General features: G+C 75.0%; 13 protein-coding genes and 1 pseudogene. 3 read left to right on the top strand and 11 right to left on the bottom strand.

The window, feature by feature from the left end; translation table 11 throughout:
• The first annotated feature begins 122 nt into the window (after positions 1 to 122).
• Positions 123 to 1,133 carry an LLM class F420-dependent oxidoreductase gene (locus tag AB0K17_RS16240; RefSeq protein ID WP_365983294.1) on the top strand — a complete coding sequence of 337 codons (1,011 nt, stop codon included), beginning with the start codon at positions 123 to 125 and terminating at the stop codon, positions 1,131 to 1,133.
• A 286-nt stretch (positions 1,134 to 1,419) separates the two neighbouring features.
• On the opposite strand, the gene AB0K17_RS16245 is transcribed toward AB0K17_RS16240, so the two are convergent.
• From AB0K17_RS16245 to AB0K17_RS16265, 5 genes are all read right to left on the bottom strand, one after another.
• Positions 1,420 to 2,838, bottom strand: coding sequence for a M1 family metallopeptidase (locus tag AB0K17_RS16245; protein WP_365965411.1), 1,419 nt, complete (start codon positions 2,836 to 2,838; stop codon positions 1,420 to 1,422).
• A 12-nt stretch (positions 2,839 to 2,850) separates the two neighbouring features.
• Positions 2,851 to 3,642, bottom strand: coding sequence for a maleylpyruvate isomerase family mycothiol-dependent enzyme (locus AB0K17_RS16250; protein ID WP_365983295.1), 792 nt, complete (start codon positions 3,640 to 3,642; stop codon positions 2,851 to 2,853).
• 75 nt (positions 3,643 to 3,717) lie between these two features.
• On the bottom strand, positions 3,718 to 4,800 hold the full coding sequence (locus AB0K17_RS16255) for a prenyltransferase (RefSeq protein WP_365983296.1): 1,083 nt from the start codon (positions 4,798 to 4,800) through the stop codon (positions 3,718 to 3,720).
• Positions 4,797 to 5,528: a class I SAM-dependent methyltransferase gene (locus AB0K17_RS16260; protein ID WP_365965408.1), complete on the bottom strand. Its 732-nt coding sequence runs from the start codon at positions 5,526 to 5,528 to the stop codon at positions 4,797 to 4,799. Before AB0K17_RS16260 ends, AB0K17_RS16255 begins: the two co-directional genes overlap by 4 nt.
• A gap of 124 nt (positions 5,529 to 5,652) precedes the next feature.
• Entirely contained in the window at positions 5,653 to 6,909 is a 1,257-nt protein-coding gene (locus AB0K17_RS16265; protein ID WP_365983311.1) for a glycosyltransferase family 4 protein, read from the bottom strand.
• A 317-nt stretch (positions 6,910 to 7,226) separates the two neighbouring features.
• Between AB0K17_RS16265 and AB0K17_RS16270 the strand changes: the two genes are divergently transcribed.
• Together AB0K17_RS16270 and AB0K17_RS16275 are read left to right on the top strand one after the other, a co-directional pair.
• On the top strand, positions 7,227 to 7,892 hold the full coding sequence (locus AB0K17_RS16270) for a TetR family transcriptional regulator (protein WP_365965407.1): 666 nt from the start codon (positions 7,227 to 7,229) through the stop codon (positions 7,890 to 7,892).
• 330 nt (positions 7,893 to 8,222) lie between these two features.
• Positions 8,223 to 8,627: pseudogene (locus AB0K17_RS16275) on the top strand (response regulator transcription factor); the annotation flags it as partial.
• Here the strand turns inward: AB0K17_RS16275 and AB0K17_RS16280 are convergent.
• The 6 genes from AB0K17_RS16280 to AB0K17_RS16305 form a co-directional block, all read right to left on the bottom strand.
• Positions 8,553 to 10,364 carry an ABC transporter ATP-binding protein gene (locus tag AB0K17_RS16280; protein WP_365983297.1) on the bottom strand — a complete coding sequence of 604 codons (1,812 nt, stop codon included), beginning with the start codon at positions 10,362 to 10,364 and terminating at the stop codon, positions 8,553 to 8,555. The pseudogene AB0K17_RS16275 and the gene AB0K17_RS16280 overlap by 75 nt on opposite strands.
• A gap of 296 nt (positions 10,365 to 10,660) precedes the next feature.
• Positions 10,661 to 12,346: an ABC transporter ATP-binding protein gene (locus AB0K17_RS16285; RefSeq protein WP_365983298.1), complete on the bottom strand. Its 1,686-nt coding sequence runs from the start codon at positions 12,344 to 12,346 to the stop codon at positions 10,661 to 10,663.
• A 78-nt stretch (positions 12,347 to 12,424) separates the two neighbouring features.
• Positions 12,425 to 12,550: a SapB/AmfS family lanthipeptide gene (locus AB0K17_RS16290; protein ID WP_365965404.1), complete on the bottom strand. Its 126-nt coding sequence runs from the start codon at positions 12,548 to 12,550 to the stop codon at positions 12,425 to 12,427.
• A gap of 37 nt (positions 12,551 to 12,587) precedes the next feature.
• Positions 12,588 to 15,200, bottom strand: a complete 2,613-nt coding sequence (lanKC, locus tag AB0K17_RS16295) for a class III lanthionine synthetase LanKC (protein WP_365965403.1) — start codon at positions 15,198 to 15,200, stop codon at positions 12,588 to 12,590.
• Between the two features lie 146 nt (positions 15,201 to 15,346).
• Entirely contained in the window at positions 15,347 to 15,586 is a 240-nt protein-coding gene (locus AB0K17_RS16300) for a ferredoxin (RefSeq protein ID WP_365965402.1), read from the bottom strand.
• Positions 15,583 to 17,070 (bottom strand): aldehyde dehydrogenase, encoded by a 1,488-nt coding sequence (locus tag AB0K17_RS16305; RefSeq protein ID WP_365965558.1) that lies wholly within the window; start codon positions 17,068 to 17,070, stop codon positions 15,583 to 15,585. The genes AB0K17_RS16300 and AB0K17_RS16305 overlap by 4 nt, the downstream gene beginning before the upstream one ends.
• Positions 17,071 to 17,110: the final 40 nt, after the last annotated feature.

Raw genomic sequence — 17,110 nt, forward strand, 5'->3', positions numbered from 1 at the left:
GCACCGCATGTGACCGATACGGCCCGCCGGGTTCTTCCCGGCGGGCCGCCGTCTTGTCCGGGGCGGGTCGCGCCCGTACAGTCACCTGACGCCCGGTCAGTCCCGGTACGGGAGGTGGCGGCATGCGGCTCGGTCTCGCTCTCGGCTACTGGGGCCGGCGGCCCGCGCCCCGCCAGCTGGAGCTCGCCCTGCACGCCGAACGGCTCGGCTACCACTCGGTGTGGACCGCGGAGTCCTGGGGGTCGGACGCCTTCACCCCGCTGACCTGGATCGCCGCCCACACCCGGCGGATCCGTCTGGGCACGGCCGTGGCCCAGATGGCGGCCCGCTCACCGGCCGCGACGGCCATGCACGCGCTGACCCTGGACCACCTCTCGGGCGGCCGCCTCCTGCTGGGGCTGGGCCTGTCGGGGCCGCAGGTGGTGGAGGGCTGGTACGGGCGGCCGTTCCCGGACAGCCCGCTGACCGCGACCCGGGAGTACGTGGACGTGGTCCGGCAGGTGCTGCGCCGCGAGGTCCCCGTGGCGCTCGACGGGCGCTACCACCCGCTGCCGTACCGCGGGCCGGGCGCCACCGGGCTGGGCCGCTCACTGAAGTCGATGACCCACCCGCTGCGCACGGGCCTGCCGGTGCTGCTGGGAGCCGAGGGGCCGCGCAACGTGGCGCAGACCGTCCGCATCGCCGACGGCTGGCTGCCGCTGTACTGGTCGCCGACGCGCACCGACCTGTACACCGAAGCGCTGGCGAACCGGCCCGAGGGTTTCGTGGTGGCACCGATGGCCCAGGTGCACCTGTGCGCGGACGTGGCCGAGGGGCTGCGGCCGGTGAAGCGGATGCTGGCGCTGTACGTGGGGGGCATGGGGCACGCGGCCCGTAATTTCCATGCGGACCTGATGGGCCGGATGGGGTACGAGAAGGAGGCGCGGCGCGTGCAGCAGCTGTTCCTCTCCGGGCGGCGGGAGGAGGCGGCCGAGGCGGTGCCCGACGCCTTCGCCGACGAGATCTCGCTGGTCGGCCCGCGCGAGCGGATCGCCGAACGGCTGCAGACATGGCGCGCCGGCCCGGTGACCGACCTGCTGGTGACGGCGCGGGACGAGCAGACCTTGACGGTGCTGGCCGAGCTGAACGGCTAGGTGCGCCCCGTAGGCGCGGGGCGGTGCCGATTTGGCGGCGCGGCACCCACCTGCGGGCACGTTGTGGCTTGTCGCGCAGTTCCCCGCGCCCCTGACGGGGCGCCGTGGTGGCGCGGACCGTGCAGCGCCCGTCAGGGGCGCGGGACGGTGTCGATCTGCGGCTGCGCCGCGTGGGCGCGATCGGCCACCGACGGCCCGCAGGCGCGGCGGCAGCCGCAAATCGGCGCTGCCCCGCGCCCCTACGGGGCGCCGTGGTGGCGCCTGACGAAGATGCGCCGGGCGCGGCTCAGTCGCCGGGCGAGGCCGGCTTGCCGGCCTGGTGCAGCCAGGTGGCGAAGACCTGGTCGGCCTCCTTCTTGCCCGCCGTGCTCTCGACGAGGTGGACGAAGGCGTCGGTGCCGGCGTTGGAGTAGCGGTACAGCTGCGTCCAGCGCTGCAGGACGGCGAAGAACGCGCGGTCCCCGAGCCGCTCGCGCAGCTTGTGCAGGACCATCGCGCCGCGCCCGTAGACCGGTGGGTCGGAGACGGTGCGGGCGGTGGGGGCGTCGGGCGGGAAGGCCCAGATGCCCTGGCTCTGGGGGTCCTTGCCGCTGTAGTAGTCGGCGAAGATCTGCCGGGCGGTGCGGCCGCCGTGCTGCTCCTCCCACAGCCACTCGGCGTAGGTGGCGAAGCCCTCGTTGAGCCACATGTCGCGCCAGGTGCGGGGCGTGACGGAGTTGCCGAACCACTGGTGGGCCACCTCGTGCACGACGGTCCGGTCCTCGGGGGCGGCGTGGAAGTACGGTTTGGGCTGGGTCTCCAGCGCGTAGCCGACCTCGGGGTTGTTGTCGACGACCGCACCGGTGGAGGAGAAGGGGTACGGGCCGAACAGGCGGCTGCCCCAGTCGAGGACCTGCGGCAGCAGGGCGGCGGTGCGCGCCGCGGCGTCGGCCTGCCCGGGGGCGGCCGCGACGTACACGGGCAGGCCGTGCGGGGTCCTGGCGGTGGTGACGGAGAACCGGCCCACGGCGACGGTGGCCAGGTAGCTCGCCATCTGCTGCCCGGTGTGCCAGGTGAAGGCGGTGCGGCCGCCGGGCCCGCGCTCGGTGGACGTCAGCTCGCCGTTGGCGACGGCCGTGAAGCCCTCGGGCACGGTGACGGTGATGTCGTAGGTGGCCTTGTCGGAGGGGTGGTGGTTGCCGGGGAACCAGGCCGTCGAGCCGGCCGGCTCGCCCAGGCCCACCGCGGCGCCGTCGGTGGCGATCCAGCCCTCGGTGGAGCCGTCCGGGTCGGTGATCTGCTGCGGCTTCCCCTCGTAGACGACGACCGTCCGGAAGCCGGCGTGCTTCTTCAGCGGCTTGGCCGGGAAGACCGTCAGCTCGCCGCCCTTGCGCGTCGTACGGGCGTCCTCGCCGCCGACCCGCACGCTGCGGACGGTCAGGCCCTTCAGGTCGAGGTTGAAGGAGGCGAGGTCCTCGCGGGGGTCGGCGGTGATGACGGCGGTGCCGCGCAGCCGGCCCGTGGCGGGGTCGTAGTCGAGGGTCAGGCCGTAGTGGCCGACGTCGTAGCCGCCGTTGCCCAGGTCCGGGAAGAGCGGGTCGCCCACGCCGGCCGCGCCCGCCCGGGGACCCGCGGGGCCGCCGCCGGTGCCGCCGCACGCGGTGGCGAGCAGCAGCACCAGGACGGCGGACAGCGCACGGCGGCGCGGGAACGGCCTCGCTCTCATGGGCCGATCACATCAGAAGGCGGTCCGCTCCAGCCAGTGGTCCAGCACGGCGCGGTCGCCGATGATCTCCACCCGGTCGGTGTCGGCGGGCAGCCGGCGGTAGAAGACGCCCAGAAGGTCGGTCATGGGGCCGCGCACGGCGACGGCCGCCTTCTCGTGGGACCGCCGCCACTGCACCTCCTCGCCCGTGGCGTCGATGAGCCACTCGGCCTGCAGCTCGGCCGGGGTGTCCGTGGCGTGCAGGTGGAGGGTGCGGCCGGGGCCGGTGAGCTCCCCGAGGGCCGCCTTCCAGGCTTTGGCCATGGGTGAGGTGATGGCGTCCAGCCACTCGTCGAGGCAGTCGGCGGCGATGTCGGGGGCGACGGTGAACTCGGCGGCGACGGTGGCGGCGACGTCGGCCCGGTGCATCACCGTCTCGTGCGTCATGCGGCGGGCCCAGAAGCGGGACTTCTGCTCCGGGCCGAAGGTCCACACGTCGGCGTCCGGACCGGCCTCGCGCAGGGCCTCGACGACCATCTCGGCGCCCTCGGCCAGGTGGCGGTCGAGGGAGTCGGCGTCGAACTTCTCGGCGCCCTCGATGCCGGAGATGTCGCCCTTGGGCAGGACGAACTCGGTCACCCGGTCGCGCACCCGCTCGGCGACGCCCCGGTGCGCGCTGCTGACGTGCAGCACGAGCTGGGCGAGGGTCCAGTCGGGGCAGGTGGGGACGGTGGCGGAGAGGTCGGCGCCGCGCAGCAGCTCGCGCATCTGCGCGGTCTGCTCCAGGACCTCGGCACAGTAACGCTCATGGCTGAAGAGTGTCATGGCGCCACTGTAGGGCCGGGGTACGACAATCCCCCGGTGGGGCTGGATCGTTGACCGCAGGAGCGGAACCGGAGGTTACGATTCCATGCCGCAGGGGCACTCCGGCTCCAGACCCGCCGGCAGCCGTTCGCCGCCGAAGACCGCCGTCGTCGCCTCGTCGCCGCCGAGCGCCGCCACGGCCAGCAGCAGCGAACCGGCCGTCCAGGTGGTCAGCTCCTCCGGCCAGACGGCCTCGTCCTCGAAGACGTAACCGGTCCAGTACATGCCGTCCTCGGCCCGCAGGTGGCCGATCCAGCGCAGGATGTCCACGGCCCGGTCGGACTCCCCCATCGCCCACAGGGCCAGCGCCAGCTCGCAGCTCTCGCCGCCGGTCACCCAGGGGTTGGGCACCACGCAGCGCACGCCGAGGCCCGGCACCACGAAGTCGTCCCAGCGCTCCTCGATGCGCTCCTTGGCGGCCACACCGGTCACGGCGCCGCCGAGCACGGGGTAGTACCAGTCCATGGAGTAGTGGCTCTTGTCCAGGAACCGCTCCGGGTGATGGCGTATCGCGTGCCCCAGCAGCCCCAGGGCCAGCTCCCAGTCCGGCTGCGGCTCCTCGCGGTGCTCGGCGACGGCCAGCGCGCAGCGCAGCGCGTGGTGGATGGAGGAGCTGCCGGTCAGCAGCGCCTCGCTGCGCCGGCTGCCGTCCTCCTCGGCCTTCCACCCGATCTGACCGCCGGGCTGCTGGAAGGTCAGGACGTACTCGACGGCCGCGTAGACGGTGGGCCACATGCCGTCGAGGAAGGCGTCGTCGCCGGTGGACAGGTAGTGGTGCCAGACGCCCACCGCGACGTAGGCGACGAAGTTCGTCTCCTTGGCGCGATCGGTGGGCTCGTCGGCGGCGCCGTCGGCGTACGCGGCGTACCAGGAGCCGTCCGGGTTCTGGTGCCGGGCGAGCCAGTGGTAGGCGGCCCGGGCCCGCTCGTGCTCGCCGGCCGCGTCCAGGGCCATGGCGGCCTCGACGTGGTCCCACGGGTCGAGGTGGTGGCCCCGGAACCACGGGATGGCCCCGTCGGCGCGCTGCACGGCGGCGATGCCGGCGGCGGTGCGGGCCGCCTCCTCGGCGGTGAGCACGCCGGGCAGGGCGAGGTGTTCGATGCGGCCGGCGCCGGTCATTCGGCGGCCGCCGGCAGGTGGGGCTTGGTGGCGTAGGCGACGAAGCTCTTGCCGATGACGGGGTTGAGCAGCTGCTCGGCGACGCGGGTGGCCGCGGGCTTCTTCATGATGTCCCAGACCAGCAGCTTGTGGTACGCGCGCACCGGCAGCGCCTTGTCGTTGTCCACGCCGAAGGCGCACTTCAGCCACCAGTACGGGCTGTGCAGGCCGTGGGCGTGGTGGGTGCCGTACGGCTTGAGCCCGGCCTCCGCCATCTTGCCGAGCAGCTCGTCGGCCTTGTAGATGCGGATGTGCCCGCCCTCGACCTCGTGGTACGCGTCGCTGAGCGCCCAGCAGATCTTCTCCGGCCCGTAGCGGGGCACCGTGATGGCTATCCGGCCGCCGGGCCTGAGGACGCGCACCATCTCGGCGAGCACACCCTTGTCGTCCGGGATGTGCTCCATCACCTCGGAGATGATGACGACGTCGAAGCTGGCGTCGGGGAAGGGCAGCGCGAGGGCGTCGCCCTCCATGGCGGTGGCCGTGGCCCCGGCGGGGGCCTCGCCGGCCTCCTTCATGGCGGCGAACCACTTGGCGACCTCGCGGATCTCCTCGCCGTTGCGGTCGAGGGCCACGACGTGCGCACCGCGCCGGTAGCACTCGAAGGCGTGCCGGCCGGCGCCGCAGCCCAGGTCGAGCACGCGGTCGCCGGCGGCGAGCGGGAAGCGGGAGAAGTCAACGGTCAGCAAGGCACTGCGCTTTCGCTCGTGGTGGTTTGTAGGCAGGCGTCCCGCTGGGGGCCCCTCCCAGCGGTAGCTGGGGGAGGGACGGGTGGGCACAAACCCACCCACGGTCCGCACGCGGGGGACGGCATCAGGCACCCCGGCCGGCGGACGCCGGCGCCATGGCGTTGCGATAGTGCTCCACCGTCCCGATCGCCGCCTGGCGCCACGTGAACTTCGCCAGCACCCGCTCCCGCCCCGCGGCCCCCAGCCGCCGCCGCAGCTCCGCATCGCCCAACATGCGGCTCAGCCCGGCGGCCAGCGCCTGCGCATCGCCCGGCGGTACCGCCAGGCACGTCTCGCCGTCGGGGCCGGCGACCTCGGGTATGGCCCCGCCCGTCGTGGCCACGAGCGGCGTGCCGGTGGCCATGGCCTCCGCGGCCGGCAGGGAGAAGCCCTCGTAGAGGGAGGGGACGCAGGCGACCTGCGCCGAGCGGACCAGGTCGACGAGCTCCGCGTCGCTGATGCCCTTGACGAATTCGATGGCGCCGTCGAGCCCGTGGCGCCGTACGGCCGCTGCCACCGGGCCCTTCTCGGGGCGCTTGCCGACGACGACGAGGTGGGCGTCGGGGTGTTCGCGGCGCACCTCGGCGAGGGCCTCGACGAGGTGGACGAGTCCCTTGAGGGGGACGTCGGCGCTGGAGGTGGTGACGATGCGACCGGGTACCTCCGCGACCGACGGGTCCGGGGAGAACAGCCCGGTGTCGGCGCCGATGTGCACGACGTGGACGCGCTCGGGGCGGACGCCGAGGTGGTCGACGATCTCCTGGCGGGAGGAGCCGGAGACGGTGAGCACGGACGGCAGCCGCCGGGCGACACGTTTCTGCATCTGCGTGAAGCCGTACCAGCGGCGCACCGAGGCGCGGCGCTTGCGGTTCGGTGCGGCGTCCAGCTCCAGCTGCCGGTCGACGGTGATGGGGTGGTGGACGGTGGTGACCAGCGGGGCGCCGAGCACGCCGGGGCCGCCCAGGAGCCCGTAGCCCAGGGTCTGGTTGTCGTGGATGACGTCGAACTCGCCGCGGCGGGCGGCGAGGTGGCGGCGGGCGCGCAGGGAGAAGGTCAGGGGCTCGGGGAAGCGCCCGGCCCACATGTGCCCGACCTCCAGCAGGTCGATCCAGTCGCGGTACTCCTCCCGCTTCGGCGTGCGGAAGGGGTCGGGCTGCCGGTACAGGTCGAGGCTGGGCAGTTCGGTGAGGGGGACGCCCTCGTCGAGGACGGGGTAGGGCTGGGCGCCGATGACCTCGACCGAGTGGCCCAGGCGGGCGAGCTCGCGGGAGAGGTGGCGTACGTAGACGCCCTGGCCGCCGCAGAAGGGGTTGCCCTTGTAGGTGAGCAGCGCGATGCGCAGGGGCCGGTCGCCGGCGGGGCCGGCCCCGCCCCCGTCGAGGAGGTTGCTGCCAACTCGTGTGACCGATGCCTCTGTGGCCTCAGCGGTCACTCCGGCCTCCTTCTCGCTGGCTGTTCCGCCGGAGCGTAACGGGTCGCGCTAATCTAGAACAAGTTTCAGACTGGGTCGTCGGAAGCTTGAATCTACCGGGATGTCAGAGGACCGAAAGAGCGGCGCCGGGTGATTCGCGCCACGGCCCGGGCCCTGCCATGCTGTGCCGTCCGGGCCGCACCGACACCGCTGGATGGAGTGTCACAAGACACCATGGAACGGGACACATGACGACGGAATCAAAGCCGGCACGGCCGGCCGGGACCCCCGCGCCGTCCCCCGCCGCCGCGGCCCCGGGCACCACCGGCCCGTCCCTGACCGCCCGCCAGGAGGCCCGGCGCGACCGGATCCTCCGCGCCACCACCCGCCTGGCCGCCCGCGGCGGCTTCGAGGCGGTACAGATGCGCGAGGTCGCCGAGGACGCCGGCGTCGCCCTCGGCACGCTCTACCGCTACTTCCCCTCAAAGATCCACCTCCTGGTCGCGGTGATGCACGACCAGCTGGACCAGCTGCAGGCGACCCTGCGCAAGCGCCCGCCGACCGGCGCCGACCCCGCCGAGCGGGTCGCCGGCACCCTGCTGCGGGCCTTCCGCGCCATGCAGCGCGACCCCCACCTGGCCGAGGCCATGGTGCGCGCCCTGACCTTCGCCGACCGCTCGGTCAGCGCCGAGGTCGACACCGTCTCCCGGCTCACCACCGCGATCGTCCTGGACGCCATGGGTCTGACCGGCCCGCCCACCTCCGAGCAGCTCTCGGCCGTCCGCGTCATCGAGCACACCTGGCACTCCGCGCTGATCACCTGGCTGTCGGGACGGGCCTCCATCGCCCAGGTCAAGATCGACCTGGCCACGGCCTGCCGCCTCATCGGCCCCGCCGCCCCCGCCACCCGCTAGACCGCACCACGGTGGGGGCACGGCTCTCGCGCCCGGGGCGGACCCGGACCGCGCCCCGCGCCCTTACGCCCCCCGGGTAGCGGGTAACTGCACCCGGAACAGCGACTCCGCCGGTATGAATTTATCGACGGGTGGCCCCAAGTGGTTCGCTACACGGAGCGGGAGAGGCGAAACGTGACACGCGTTCTGCTCGTACACGACACCTATCTGCTGCGCACGGCCCTGGCGGCCTGGCTCGGCAGAGAGCCGGACCTCGAGGTCTCCTCGGCGTCCTGGCGCGGGGCCCTCGCCACCTCCCGCGCCCTGCTGCCGGAGGTGTGCGTGGTCGACATGGACAGCCCCGACACGGACGCGGCGGGCACGCCCCCCAGAGGCGGGGGGTGGTGCGAGGGCCGGGAGGACCCCCGGGGCAACGGGGGAGATGCGGGGCGGCCCGGGGGCGCCCTGCTCGCCCTGGTGAGCGCCGGGCGGCCGGGACCGCTGCGCCGGGCCTACGAGTTGGGGGCCTTGGGATACCTGAGCAAAAACGCTTCACCCGACAGACTCGTCGACGCCATACGCCGCGTCGCCAAAGGCGAGCGCTACATCGACGAGACGCTCGGCTTCAACTTCCTTCAGGCCGCCGAGATCCCCCTCACCCGCCGCGAACTGAGCGTGCTGTCACTGGCCGCCGAGGGCGCCTCCGTCGGCGAGATCGCCCGCAGCCTGCACCTGTCGAACGGAACCGTGCGCAACTACATGGCCGCCATCACCCGCAAGACCGGGGCCCGCAACCGCGTCGACGCCATCCGCATCTCCCGCTGCGCCGGCTGGGTGTGAGCCCCCGCCCGCCCCCACCAGGTCCCGGTACAGCGCCGAACGCGCCAGCAGCTCCTCGTGCGTACCGCTCACCGTGCCGGGACCGTCCATCACCAGCACCTTCTCCGCGCGGCGGGCGGAGCCCGCACGGTGCGCGACGACCACCACGCTGCCGCCGGGGCGCGCCGCGAAGGCGCGCTCCACGCGCTCCTCGGCCGCGGGGTCCAGGTGGCAGGTCGCCTCGTCCAGCAGCGCCACGGGGGCCGGCGAGAGGTACGCGCGCACCAGCGCGACCAGTTGCCGCTCCCCCGCCGACAGCTCCCCCGGCACCACGGGGGCGTCCAGCCCGCCCAGCCGGCGCACCAGCGCCTCCGCCCCGATCGCCCGGACCGCGGCGGTGACCTCCGCCTGCGGCACCGCGTCCTCGCGCAGGTAGCGGAAGTTGGCGCCGAGGGTGCCGGAGAAGACGTACGCCTCCTGCGGGATCAGCACCCGGCGCGCGGGCGCTCCCGCACTGCCGGCGGGCACGCCCGCCACCCGCACCTCGCCCGACCACGGCTGCAACAGGCCCGCCAGCAGCCCCGCCAGCGTGGACTTCCCGGCCCCGCTGGGACCGACCACCACCAGCCGGCCGCCGGCCGGCAGCGTCAGGTCCACCTCCCGCAGGACGGGATCGGCGTGCGCGCCGTAGCCGAAGGTCACCCCGCGCAGCTCCAGGGCGGGTGCCGACGGACTCGGGGGGACGGGCCGCCCCTGCTCGGGTCCCGGCGGCGCGGCGGCCAGCCGGCGCAACACCACCAGGAACCGTGAACCACTCGTGCCCAGGCCGTGCACCAGGCCCTGCAGAGCCGGCAGCAGGGACTGCGTCAGATACGTCAGCGCGCCGACCAGGGCGCCCGGCGAGACGCCGTGACCCAGCAGCCAGGGGGCGGCGGCCAGCAGCGGTACGACGGGCAGGCGCCCCGCGACGGCCAACGCCCCGGCGCGCGCCAGCGACCAGCGCGCCAGGGCGTCCGCCGTGCGCCGCCCCTGCTCGATGCGGGCGCCCGCGCCCTCGCGCACGACCTGCTCCGCGCCGGCGGCGGCGACGTCCCGCAGCCCGGCCGCCAGCAGGCCGAGCTCCTTGGCCAGCGCCTCGTCGGCGGCCAGGTACGCCTCCTGGCGGCGGGCGAGCGGGCGCAGCGTCGCCACGAACAGGGCCAGCCCCAGCAGCAGTGGCGGTACGACGACCGCCAGCAGCACCGGCGCCAGCAGGAACAGACCCGCCAGGGCCCCGGCCGCGGTGAAGACGAACGACCGCGTCACCATCAGCAGACCCGCGAAGGTGTCCCGGGCGATCTCCACCTGGTGCGTCAGACGGGAGACGGCACCGCCGTCACCGTCGACCAGGGCGCGCGTGACGACGCGGCGCACGAGGGTGTCGCGCAGCGGCTCGACGAGGGCGGCGATGCCGCGGTACGTACGGGCGGTCCCGAAGGCGCCGACGACGACGGCGAGCGCGGCGACGGCGAGCCAGGCGAGGCCCGTGCGGGGCGCTCCCGCGAGGAACCCGGCATCCAGGGCCCTGGCCAGGGCGTAGCCGGTGGCGAAGGTGTGCAGGGCCTCGACGGCCGACCAGGCGGCGAGGGCCGCGAGGGGGCGGCGGTGCCGTGCGATGTACCGGAGTGCTGCCACTGCTGTGTCCTCTCCCCGACCCCGCCCTTCCACCGTTCCCGAAGGGGCTCCGCCCCCTCGCACCCCCGCCCCCGGCCTACGGCCGGGGGGGAGGAGGTTCACGGGGGCTCCGCCCCCGCACCCCCACCGGGGGCTCCGCCCCCTGGACCCCCACGGGGCAGCGCCCCGGGCCTGGTCGCCGGGGGCTGTACCCCGGGCCTGGTCGCCGGGGCTGCGGCCCCTGGGCCCCGCCGGGCCGCGTCCCGGGCCCGGTTGCCGGGAGCCGCGGACCCTGGGCCCCACCGGGCAGCGCCCCCTCACCCACCGAAAACCGCTCGGTACTCGTGCTCGCGCCGCCACAATTCCTCGTGCGTGCCCACGGCGCGGACGCGCCCGTCGTCCAGCCAGGCCACGCGGTCGGCGCGGGCCGCCGTCGCGCTGCGGTGGGCTATCACCAGGCGGGTGGGCGCCGCCACCGTTCCGTCCAGCAGTGCGGCGCCCACGCGGCGTTCCGTCACCGAGTCCAGGCTCGACGTCGCGTCGTCCAGGACGAGTACCCGGCCCGCGTGGGCGAAGGCCCGGGCCAGGCCGAGGCGTTGGGCCTCGCCCCCGGACAGCGGCGCCCGGTCGCACCGCGTCGCGTACCCCGCCGGCAGTCGCCGGACGAAGTCGTCCGCGCAGGCGGCCCGCGCGGCCGCGACGACCTCCTCCGGCGGGGGCGCGTACGCCCCGAGGGCGATCGTGTCGCCGATCGTCTCCCCCAGCAGCGCCGGGCGCTCGAACGCGTACCCCACCGCGCGCCGCAGTTCGTCGTGGGCGAGTTCGCGCAGCGGGATGCCGTCCAGGGTGACGTCCCCGGTCGTGGGGTCGGTCAGGCGGCCGGCCACCGCCGCCAGCAGGGACTTGCCGGTGCCCGATCGTCCGACGACGGCGGTGGTCGTGCCGCCGGGCACGTCCAGGTCGATGTCCTGCAGCACCCGGCGTCCGCCGCGTTCGACGCTCACGCCGCGCAGGCGCAGCGTGCCGTCGCCGTCGCGGCGGCAGCGCCGCGTGCCGTAGGCGAGGGGTTCGAGGGAGCGCACCTCGGCGATGCGTGCGGCCGCGGTGCGGCTGTGGACGAGGGTGTTGACGCGGCCCACCAGCGCGCCCACTCCCGTGGCGAGCGCCGCGTACCGCGCCGCGGCGAGCACGTCGCCGACGCTGAGTGCCTCTTGCGCGAGTCGGAGTCCGGCGACGGCGAGGACGGCGATCTGCAGCAGGGGGACGAGGACACCGGCCTGCGCGGTGGAGCGGCCCTGTACGCGCCACATGCGGTGGCCGTGCCGGGAGAGGCCGGCGAGCGGTTCGAGGATGCGGTCGCGTTCGCGGGCGGCGGTGCCGGCGGCGGCGATGGTCCGTACGCCGCCGGCGGCCTCCATGAGCCGGCCGGCGAGTTCGCCCTGGTCGCGCTGGTAGCCGGTGAGGGTGTCGGCGGAGGCGCGGGCGAAGGCGCGCAGCAGCAGCGCCAGGAGGGGGGCGCCGGCGAGGAAGACCAGGGCGAGGCGGTAGTCGATGAGGCCGAGCGCCACGATGCCGCCGAGCGGCCCGGCGACGGCGGGGAGGGTGCCGGCGAGGGAGGCGGGTGCGGCGCCGGCGTGGGCGGCGTTGCCGACGAGGCGGGTGACGAGGTCGCCGGCGGGGATGCGGGCGGTGGTGCGGGGGCCCGCGGCCAGGGCGTGGTCGAGGGCGTCGCGGCGCAGCCAGGCCGTGGTGCGCGAGGTGGTGGTGGCGGTGAGGAGGTCGCCGGCAGCGTCGAGGACGGCGCAGGCGGTGATGAGGGCGGCGCACAGCAGGACCCATCGCCCGGCGTCATGGCGCGCGGCGAGCAGCAGGTCGAGGGCGTGGCCGAGGGCGGCCGGCAGGAGCAGGGCCGCGCCGGTGCTCGCGGTGGTGGCCGCGGCGAGGGCGAGGGTGCGGCCGGCGCTGTGCCTCACGGCGGCGCGCAGGGTGGCCGTGCCGGCCATGCGGGTTCCTCCCGACAAGGGCGGGGTGGGCCCTCCTCGGGGGAGGGCCCACCAGGTGCGGTCACCCGCGAGCGTGGGTCACAGGCACAGGACGGTGCTGGCCGTGCTCCAGCACAGGAGCAGGCTCGCGTTGCTGCCGCCGCCGTGGCCGCCGTCGTGCGACAGCTCGTCGGACTCCAGGCTCTGCAGGTCGAGGAGTGCCATGGTTCTTCCTTTCGTGGGGACGGGATTGCTGTGTGGGTTACGACTCCACTGCGCCGCAGGCGCGGTGGGGCCGGCTCTGGGGCCCCGGAAGGGGCAGGAAGGGCAGCCCGGCGGTGGGTTCGCCGTGGGCGGCCGCGAGGGCGAGCAGGATGCCCGCGCCTCCGGTGGCGAGGTCCATGGACAGCCGCATCATCTGGTGCCCGGGGAAGGCGAGTTCGCCGCGGTAGGGCATCGCGTACCAGTCCATGGCGGCCACTTGGGCGGTGAGGTCCGCCTCCGTCGCGCCGGGCGCGGTGGTGCGGGCGAGGTGCCAGACCATGCCGGCGCGGCCCTGGAGGAGCCCGGGCTGGGCGTAGAAGCGGGAGCGGGCGGCGACAAGGATGCGGTCGCGGGCCTCGCGGAGGTCCTCGTCGGCGTCCGCGGGGCGGTGGGCGAGGAAGTCGTCGAGCACCGCGCCGATGCCGACGCTGCCGTCGCCGAGGTAGGGCATGGTGCGCCAGCCCTCGTCGACGTCGAGGGAGCCGATGGGGGTGCGCACGCAGGAGGCGAGGTCGGTGCGCAGGGCGGTGCCGGCGAGGTCGAGGAGGGCGGGGTCGCCGGTGCGCTCGTGCAGCCGCAGGAAGAGCAGGGCGGGGCCGGTGGCGCCGTGCAGGAGCCCGGCGCGGCGCCGCCCGGTGGCGGGTTCGGCGAGCTTGCGGGCGGCGGCGCGGGCCGCTTCGCGGGCGCAGGCGTGCAGGTGGGCGTCGTCGGTGGCGGTGGCGAGCTCGTCGAGGAGCAGGCCGACGCCGGCCAGGCCGCCGTGCAGGCCGGGGCCGAGTCGCTGCCACTGTTCGGCGAGGATCGCACCGGCGAGGTCGTGGGCGCGGGCGGTGTGGCCGAGGCGGTGCAGGGCGAGGGCGGCGCCGGCGATGCCGTCGTACAGGCCGAGGGGGGTGCCGGGCGGTACGGGGTCGGTGTGCCGCAGCAGCCATTGTTCGCCGGCCTCGTGGCGGCCGGCGCCGGCCGCGGCGAGGGCGTAGAGCACTCCGGAGGCGCCGTGGGCCAGGCCCAGGCCGCCGCCGTCGGCGAACTGGGCGATGTCGCCGGGGTAGAGGCGGTCGTCCCGGCCGGGTGTGGCGGAGGCGAGGACGGCCCGCACGAGGGAGTCGCGGGCGGCGGGCCACTGCTGCGGCTCGGGCAGGCCGGCGTAGCGGGGCCGGGGGCCGGGTGCGGGGCGGGTGGGCGGCGTGCCGGTGATCTCGGCGACGGCCTCGTCGAGGAATTCCCGTGGCACGGCGGGGAAGTGTGCGGCGATGGTGTCGGCGAGGTGGGCGGCCTTGCCGCGGTCGACGGTCAGCAGCGTGGTGATCGGCAGGAACAGTGCCAGGCGCAGGCAGGCCAGGGCGTAGCGGTCGACGGCGGTGCCGGTGCGGTCGGGCGGGGCGACGAAGCCGGGGTGGGCGACGACCTGGCGGCCGTGCTCGTCGGCCGGTGCCGCGGCCTCGAAGTCGATGAGGGTGACGCTCTGTTCGTCGGGGGCGACGAGGATGTTGAACATGTGCAGGTCGTTGAAGACCACGCCTCGCTCGTGCACGCGGGCGACGGCGTCCTCGACGGCCCGGTGGATGCGCAGGGCCCATGCGGTGTATGCGGCGAGGGCGGCCGGGTCGGTCTCGGGGGCGAGCAGGGGGTGGCGTTCGGCGAAGAAGGAGTTCAGGGGCCGGCCCTCGACGAAGTCCATGACGAGGAAGCGGTGGTCGCCGACGGTGAGCCAGTCGCGCAGGCCGGGGGCGACGCCGCTGCCGGCGAGGCTGCGCAGCGCGTCGCGTTCGCGCTCCAGGCGCATGACGGCGTCGGCGCCGTCGGCGGCAAGCCCGGCGTGCGGGCGGCCTTCCTTGAGGACGACCGCGCTGCCGTCGCGGGTGTCGGTGCCGCGGTAGACGCCTCCGCCGTTGGAGAAGTGCAGGGCCTTCTCGATGCGGTAGGGCAGGTCGGTGACGGTGGTGGCGTTGCGGGCGGCCAGGTGGGGTGCCAGGAAGGCGGGCAGGGTGACCCACTCGGGCGTCTGGAAGGCGGGGTTGCGCAGGTCGGGCACGAGGGTGCCGGTGGGGTCCTCGACGGCGGGCACGAGGGCGCCCTTGGCGTCGGTGCAGTAGCGGCGGGCGAAGGCGCCGTAGCGCACGTACAGCGGGCCCTCGTGCCAGCGCAGGTCGGTCAGGATGTACGGGCCGGGCAGGCCGCCGAGGATCTCGTGCAGTTCGGTGAGGACGGTGTGCAACTGCGTCTCGTCGGCCGGGTAGACGGTGACGAACTTCCCGCTGCCGTCGCGCGGTGCGTACTTGCTGTTGCGCAGGTGCAGCAGGTGGGGCGCGGGCACGAACTTGAACGGGATGCCGCGCGGCACGCAGTAGTCCCACACGGCGGCCGCGGTCTTCTCGGCGCCCTCGGCGGTGGTGGAGACGTGGATCTTCCAGCCCTGCGCGGGCTGCCCGGAGGTGTCGGCGGGCGTCAGGTGGAGCCAGTCGCCGCTGCGGGCGCTGCGCCAGCCGGCGGGCACGGGCCGGCGGGCGGTCTCGTACGGGGCCGTGCGGGCGGCCGGTGCGCCGCTCGCGTCGGGGACGTCGTAGAACTCGCGGTCGGCCAGGCAGTAGACCTCGTACCGCTTCTCCATCGGCCCCCCTCTGCTGCCTGCTGCGGACGGGAAGAGAGTTCCACCGCGGGAGGGGGCCGGGACAGTCACGCGTGTCATGAACATCCCGTGCAGAACGCACGCGTAAATATATGTCCGGACCAGGTCGAACACCCTGGGGCAGGCCCTCACTCGGGAGGGGGGAAGAGCACCTCCCCGGTGGCGCACAGGCGGATGGTCACGGCCTCGGCGGGGCAGTTCTCGGCGGCCTCCCACACCTCCGCGCGGGCGGCGGTCTCCTCCGTCACGGGGTGCGACTGCCGGACCGCGTCCAGCCGGAAGGCGCCGGGTGCGGCCGCCGCGCACTGCCCGGAGCCCACGCACAGGCTCCGGTCGACGCTCACCCGCCAGCGCGCGCCCTCGCTCACCGGCCGTCCCCGGCGCCGTGCTCGCGGGGCAGGTGGATGGTCTTCTGCTCCAGGTACTCCGTGTACCCCTCGGGCCCGAACTCCCGGCCGAGGCCGGAGTCCTTGTAGCCGCCGAAGGGCCCGGTCATGTCGAGGCTGAAGGTGTTCACGGAGTACGTGCCGGTGCGCACCCGGCGGGCGATGGCGATGCCGCGCTCGACGTCGCGGGTCCACACGCTGCCGGACAGGCCGTAGTCGGAGTCGTCGGCGATGCGCACCGCCTCCTCCTCGTCGTCGTAGGGCAGCAGGCACACGACCGGGCCGAAGATCTCCTCGCGGGCGACGCGCATGGCGTTGTCGACGTCGCCGAGGAGGGTGGGCTCCACGTACCAGCCGGTGGTGCGCCCGCCGGGGCGGCCGCCGCCGGCCAGGACGGTGGCACCCTCGCGGCGGGCGAGCGCGATGTACTCCAGCGAGCGGTCGCGCTGGCGCCGGGCGACCAGCGGGCCGACCTCGGTGGCGGGGTCGAGCGGGTCGCCGACGACGAGCGCGTCCGCCGCGGCCGCCAGGCGCTCGGCGACCTCGGCGTAGTGGGAGCGCGGGGCGAGCACCCGGGTCTGGGCGACGCACGCCTGGCCGTTGTTCATCCAGGCGGCGGGGACGATGCCGGCGACGGCGGCGTCGAGGTCGGCGTCGGGCAGCACGATCGCGGCGGACTTGCCGCCGAGTTCGAGGGTGACGCGGGTCAGGTGGCGGGCGGCGACCTCCATGACGCGCTTGCCGGCCGCGACAGAGCCGGTGAAGGAGACCTTGTCGACGCCGGGGTGGCCGACGAGGTACTCGCCCGTCCCCCGGCCGGCCGGCAGGATCGACAGCACCCCCTCGGGCAGGCCGGCGCCGGCGACGACGTCGGCGAGCACGTACGCGTCCAGCGGGGTCTCCGGCGCGGGCTTGAGCACCACCGAGCAGCCGGCCAGCAGGGCGGGCGCGAGCTTGGCGGCCGCCACGAACTGCGGCACGTTCCAGGGCGCGACGGCCGCCACGACGCCGACCGGCTCCCGGCGCACGAGCAGCGGCCCGAGGAGGCCGGCGCGGCGCTCCTCGTGCGGGAAGTCGCGGGCGGTGGTGATCGCCGCGTCCCAGACCATGACGGCGCCGAGGGCCTGGGCGAGGACGCTCCAGGAGTAGGGGGAGCCGTTCTGGGCGGAGATCAGCCGGGCGATCTCCTCGTGCCGGGCGGCGATGCCGTCCTTGATGCGGGTGACGACCTCGATGCGCTCGGCGAGCGGCAGCCCCGACCACACGCCGGAGTCGAAGGCCCGCCGGGCGGCGTCGACCGCCCGGTCCACGTCGGCGGGCGAGGCGTGGGGGACGCGGCCGATGACGGCCTCGGTGTGCGGCGAGCGGACCTCGATGACGGCCGCCCCCCGGCCGGGCGGGGCGGGGGCCGGGTCGGCGAGGGTGCCGCCGATGAAGAGCTGTCCGTGCTCGACGATGTCGGCCATCGCGGTCGCCTCCCGGAGCGTGTGTCCCATATTTCTGACG

Origin of the sequence: Streptomyces sp. NPDC049585, assembly GCF_040675615.1 — a bacterium.
GTDB lineage: Bacteria > Actinomycetota > Actinomycetes > Streptomycetales > Streptomycetaceae > Streptomyces > Streptomyces luteosporeus.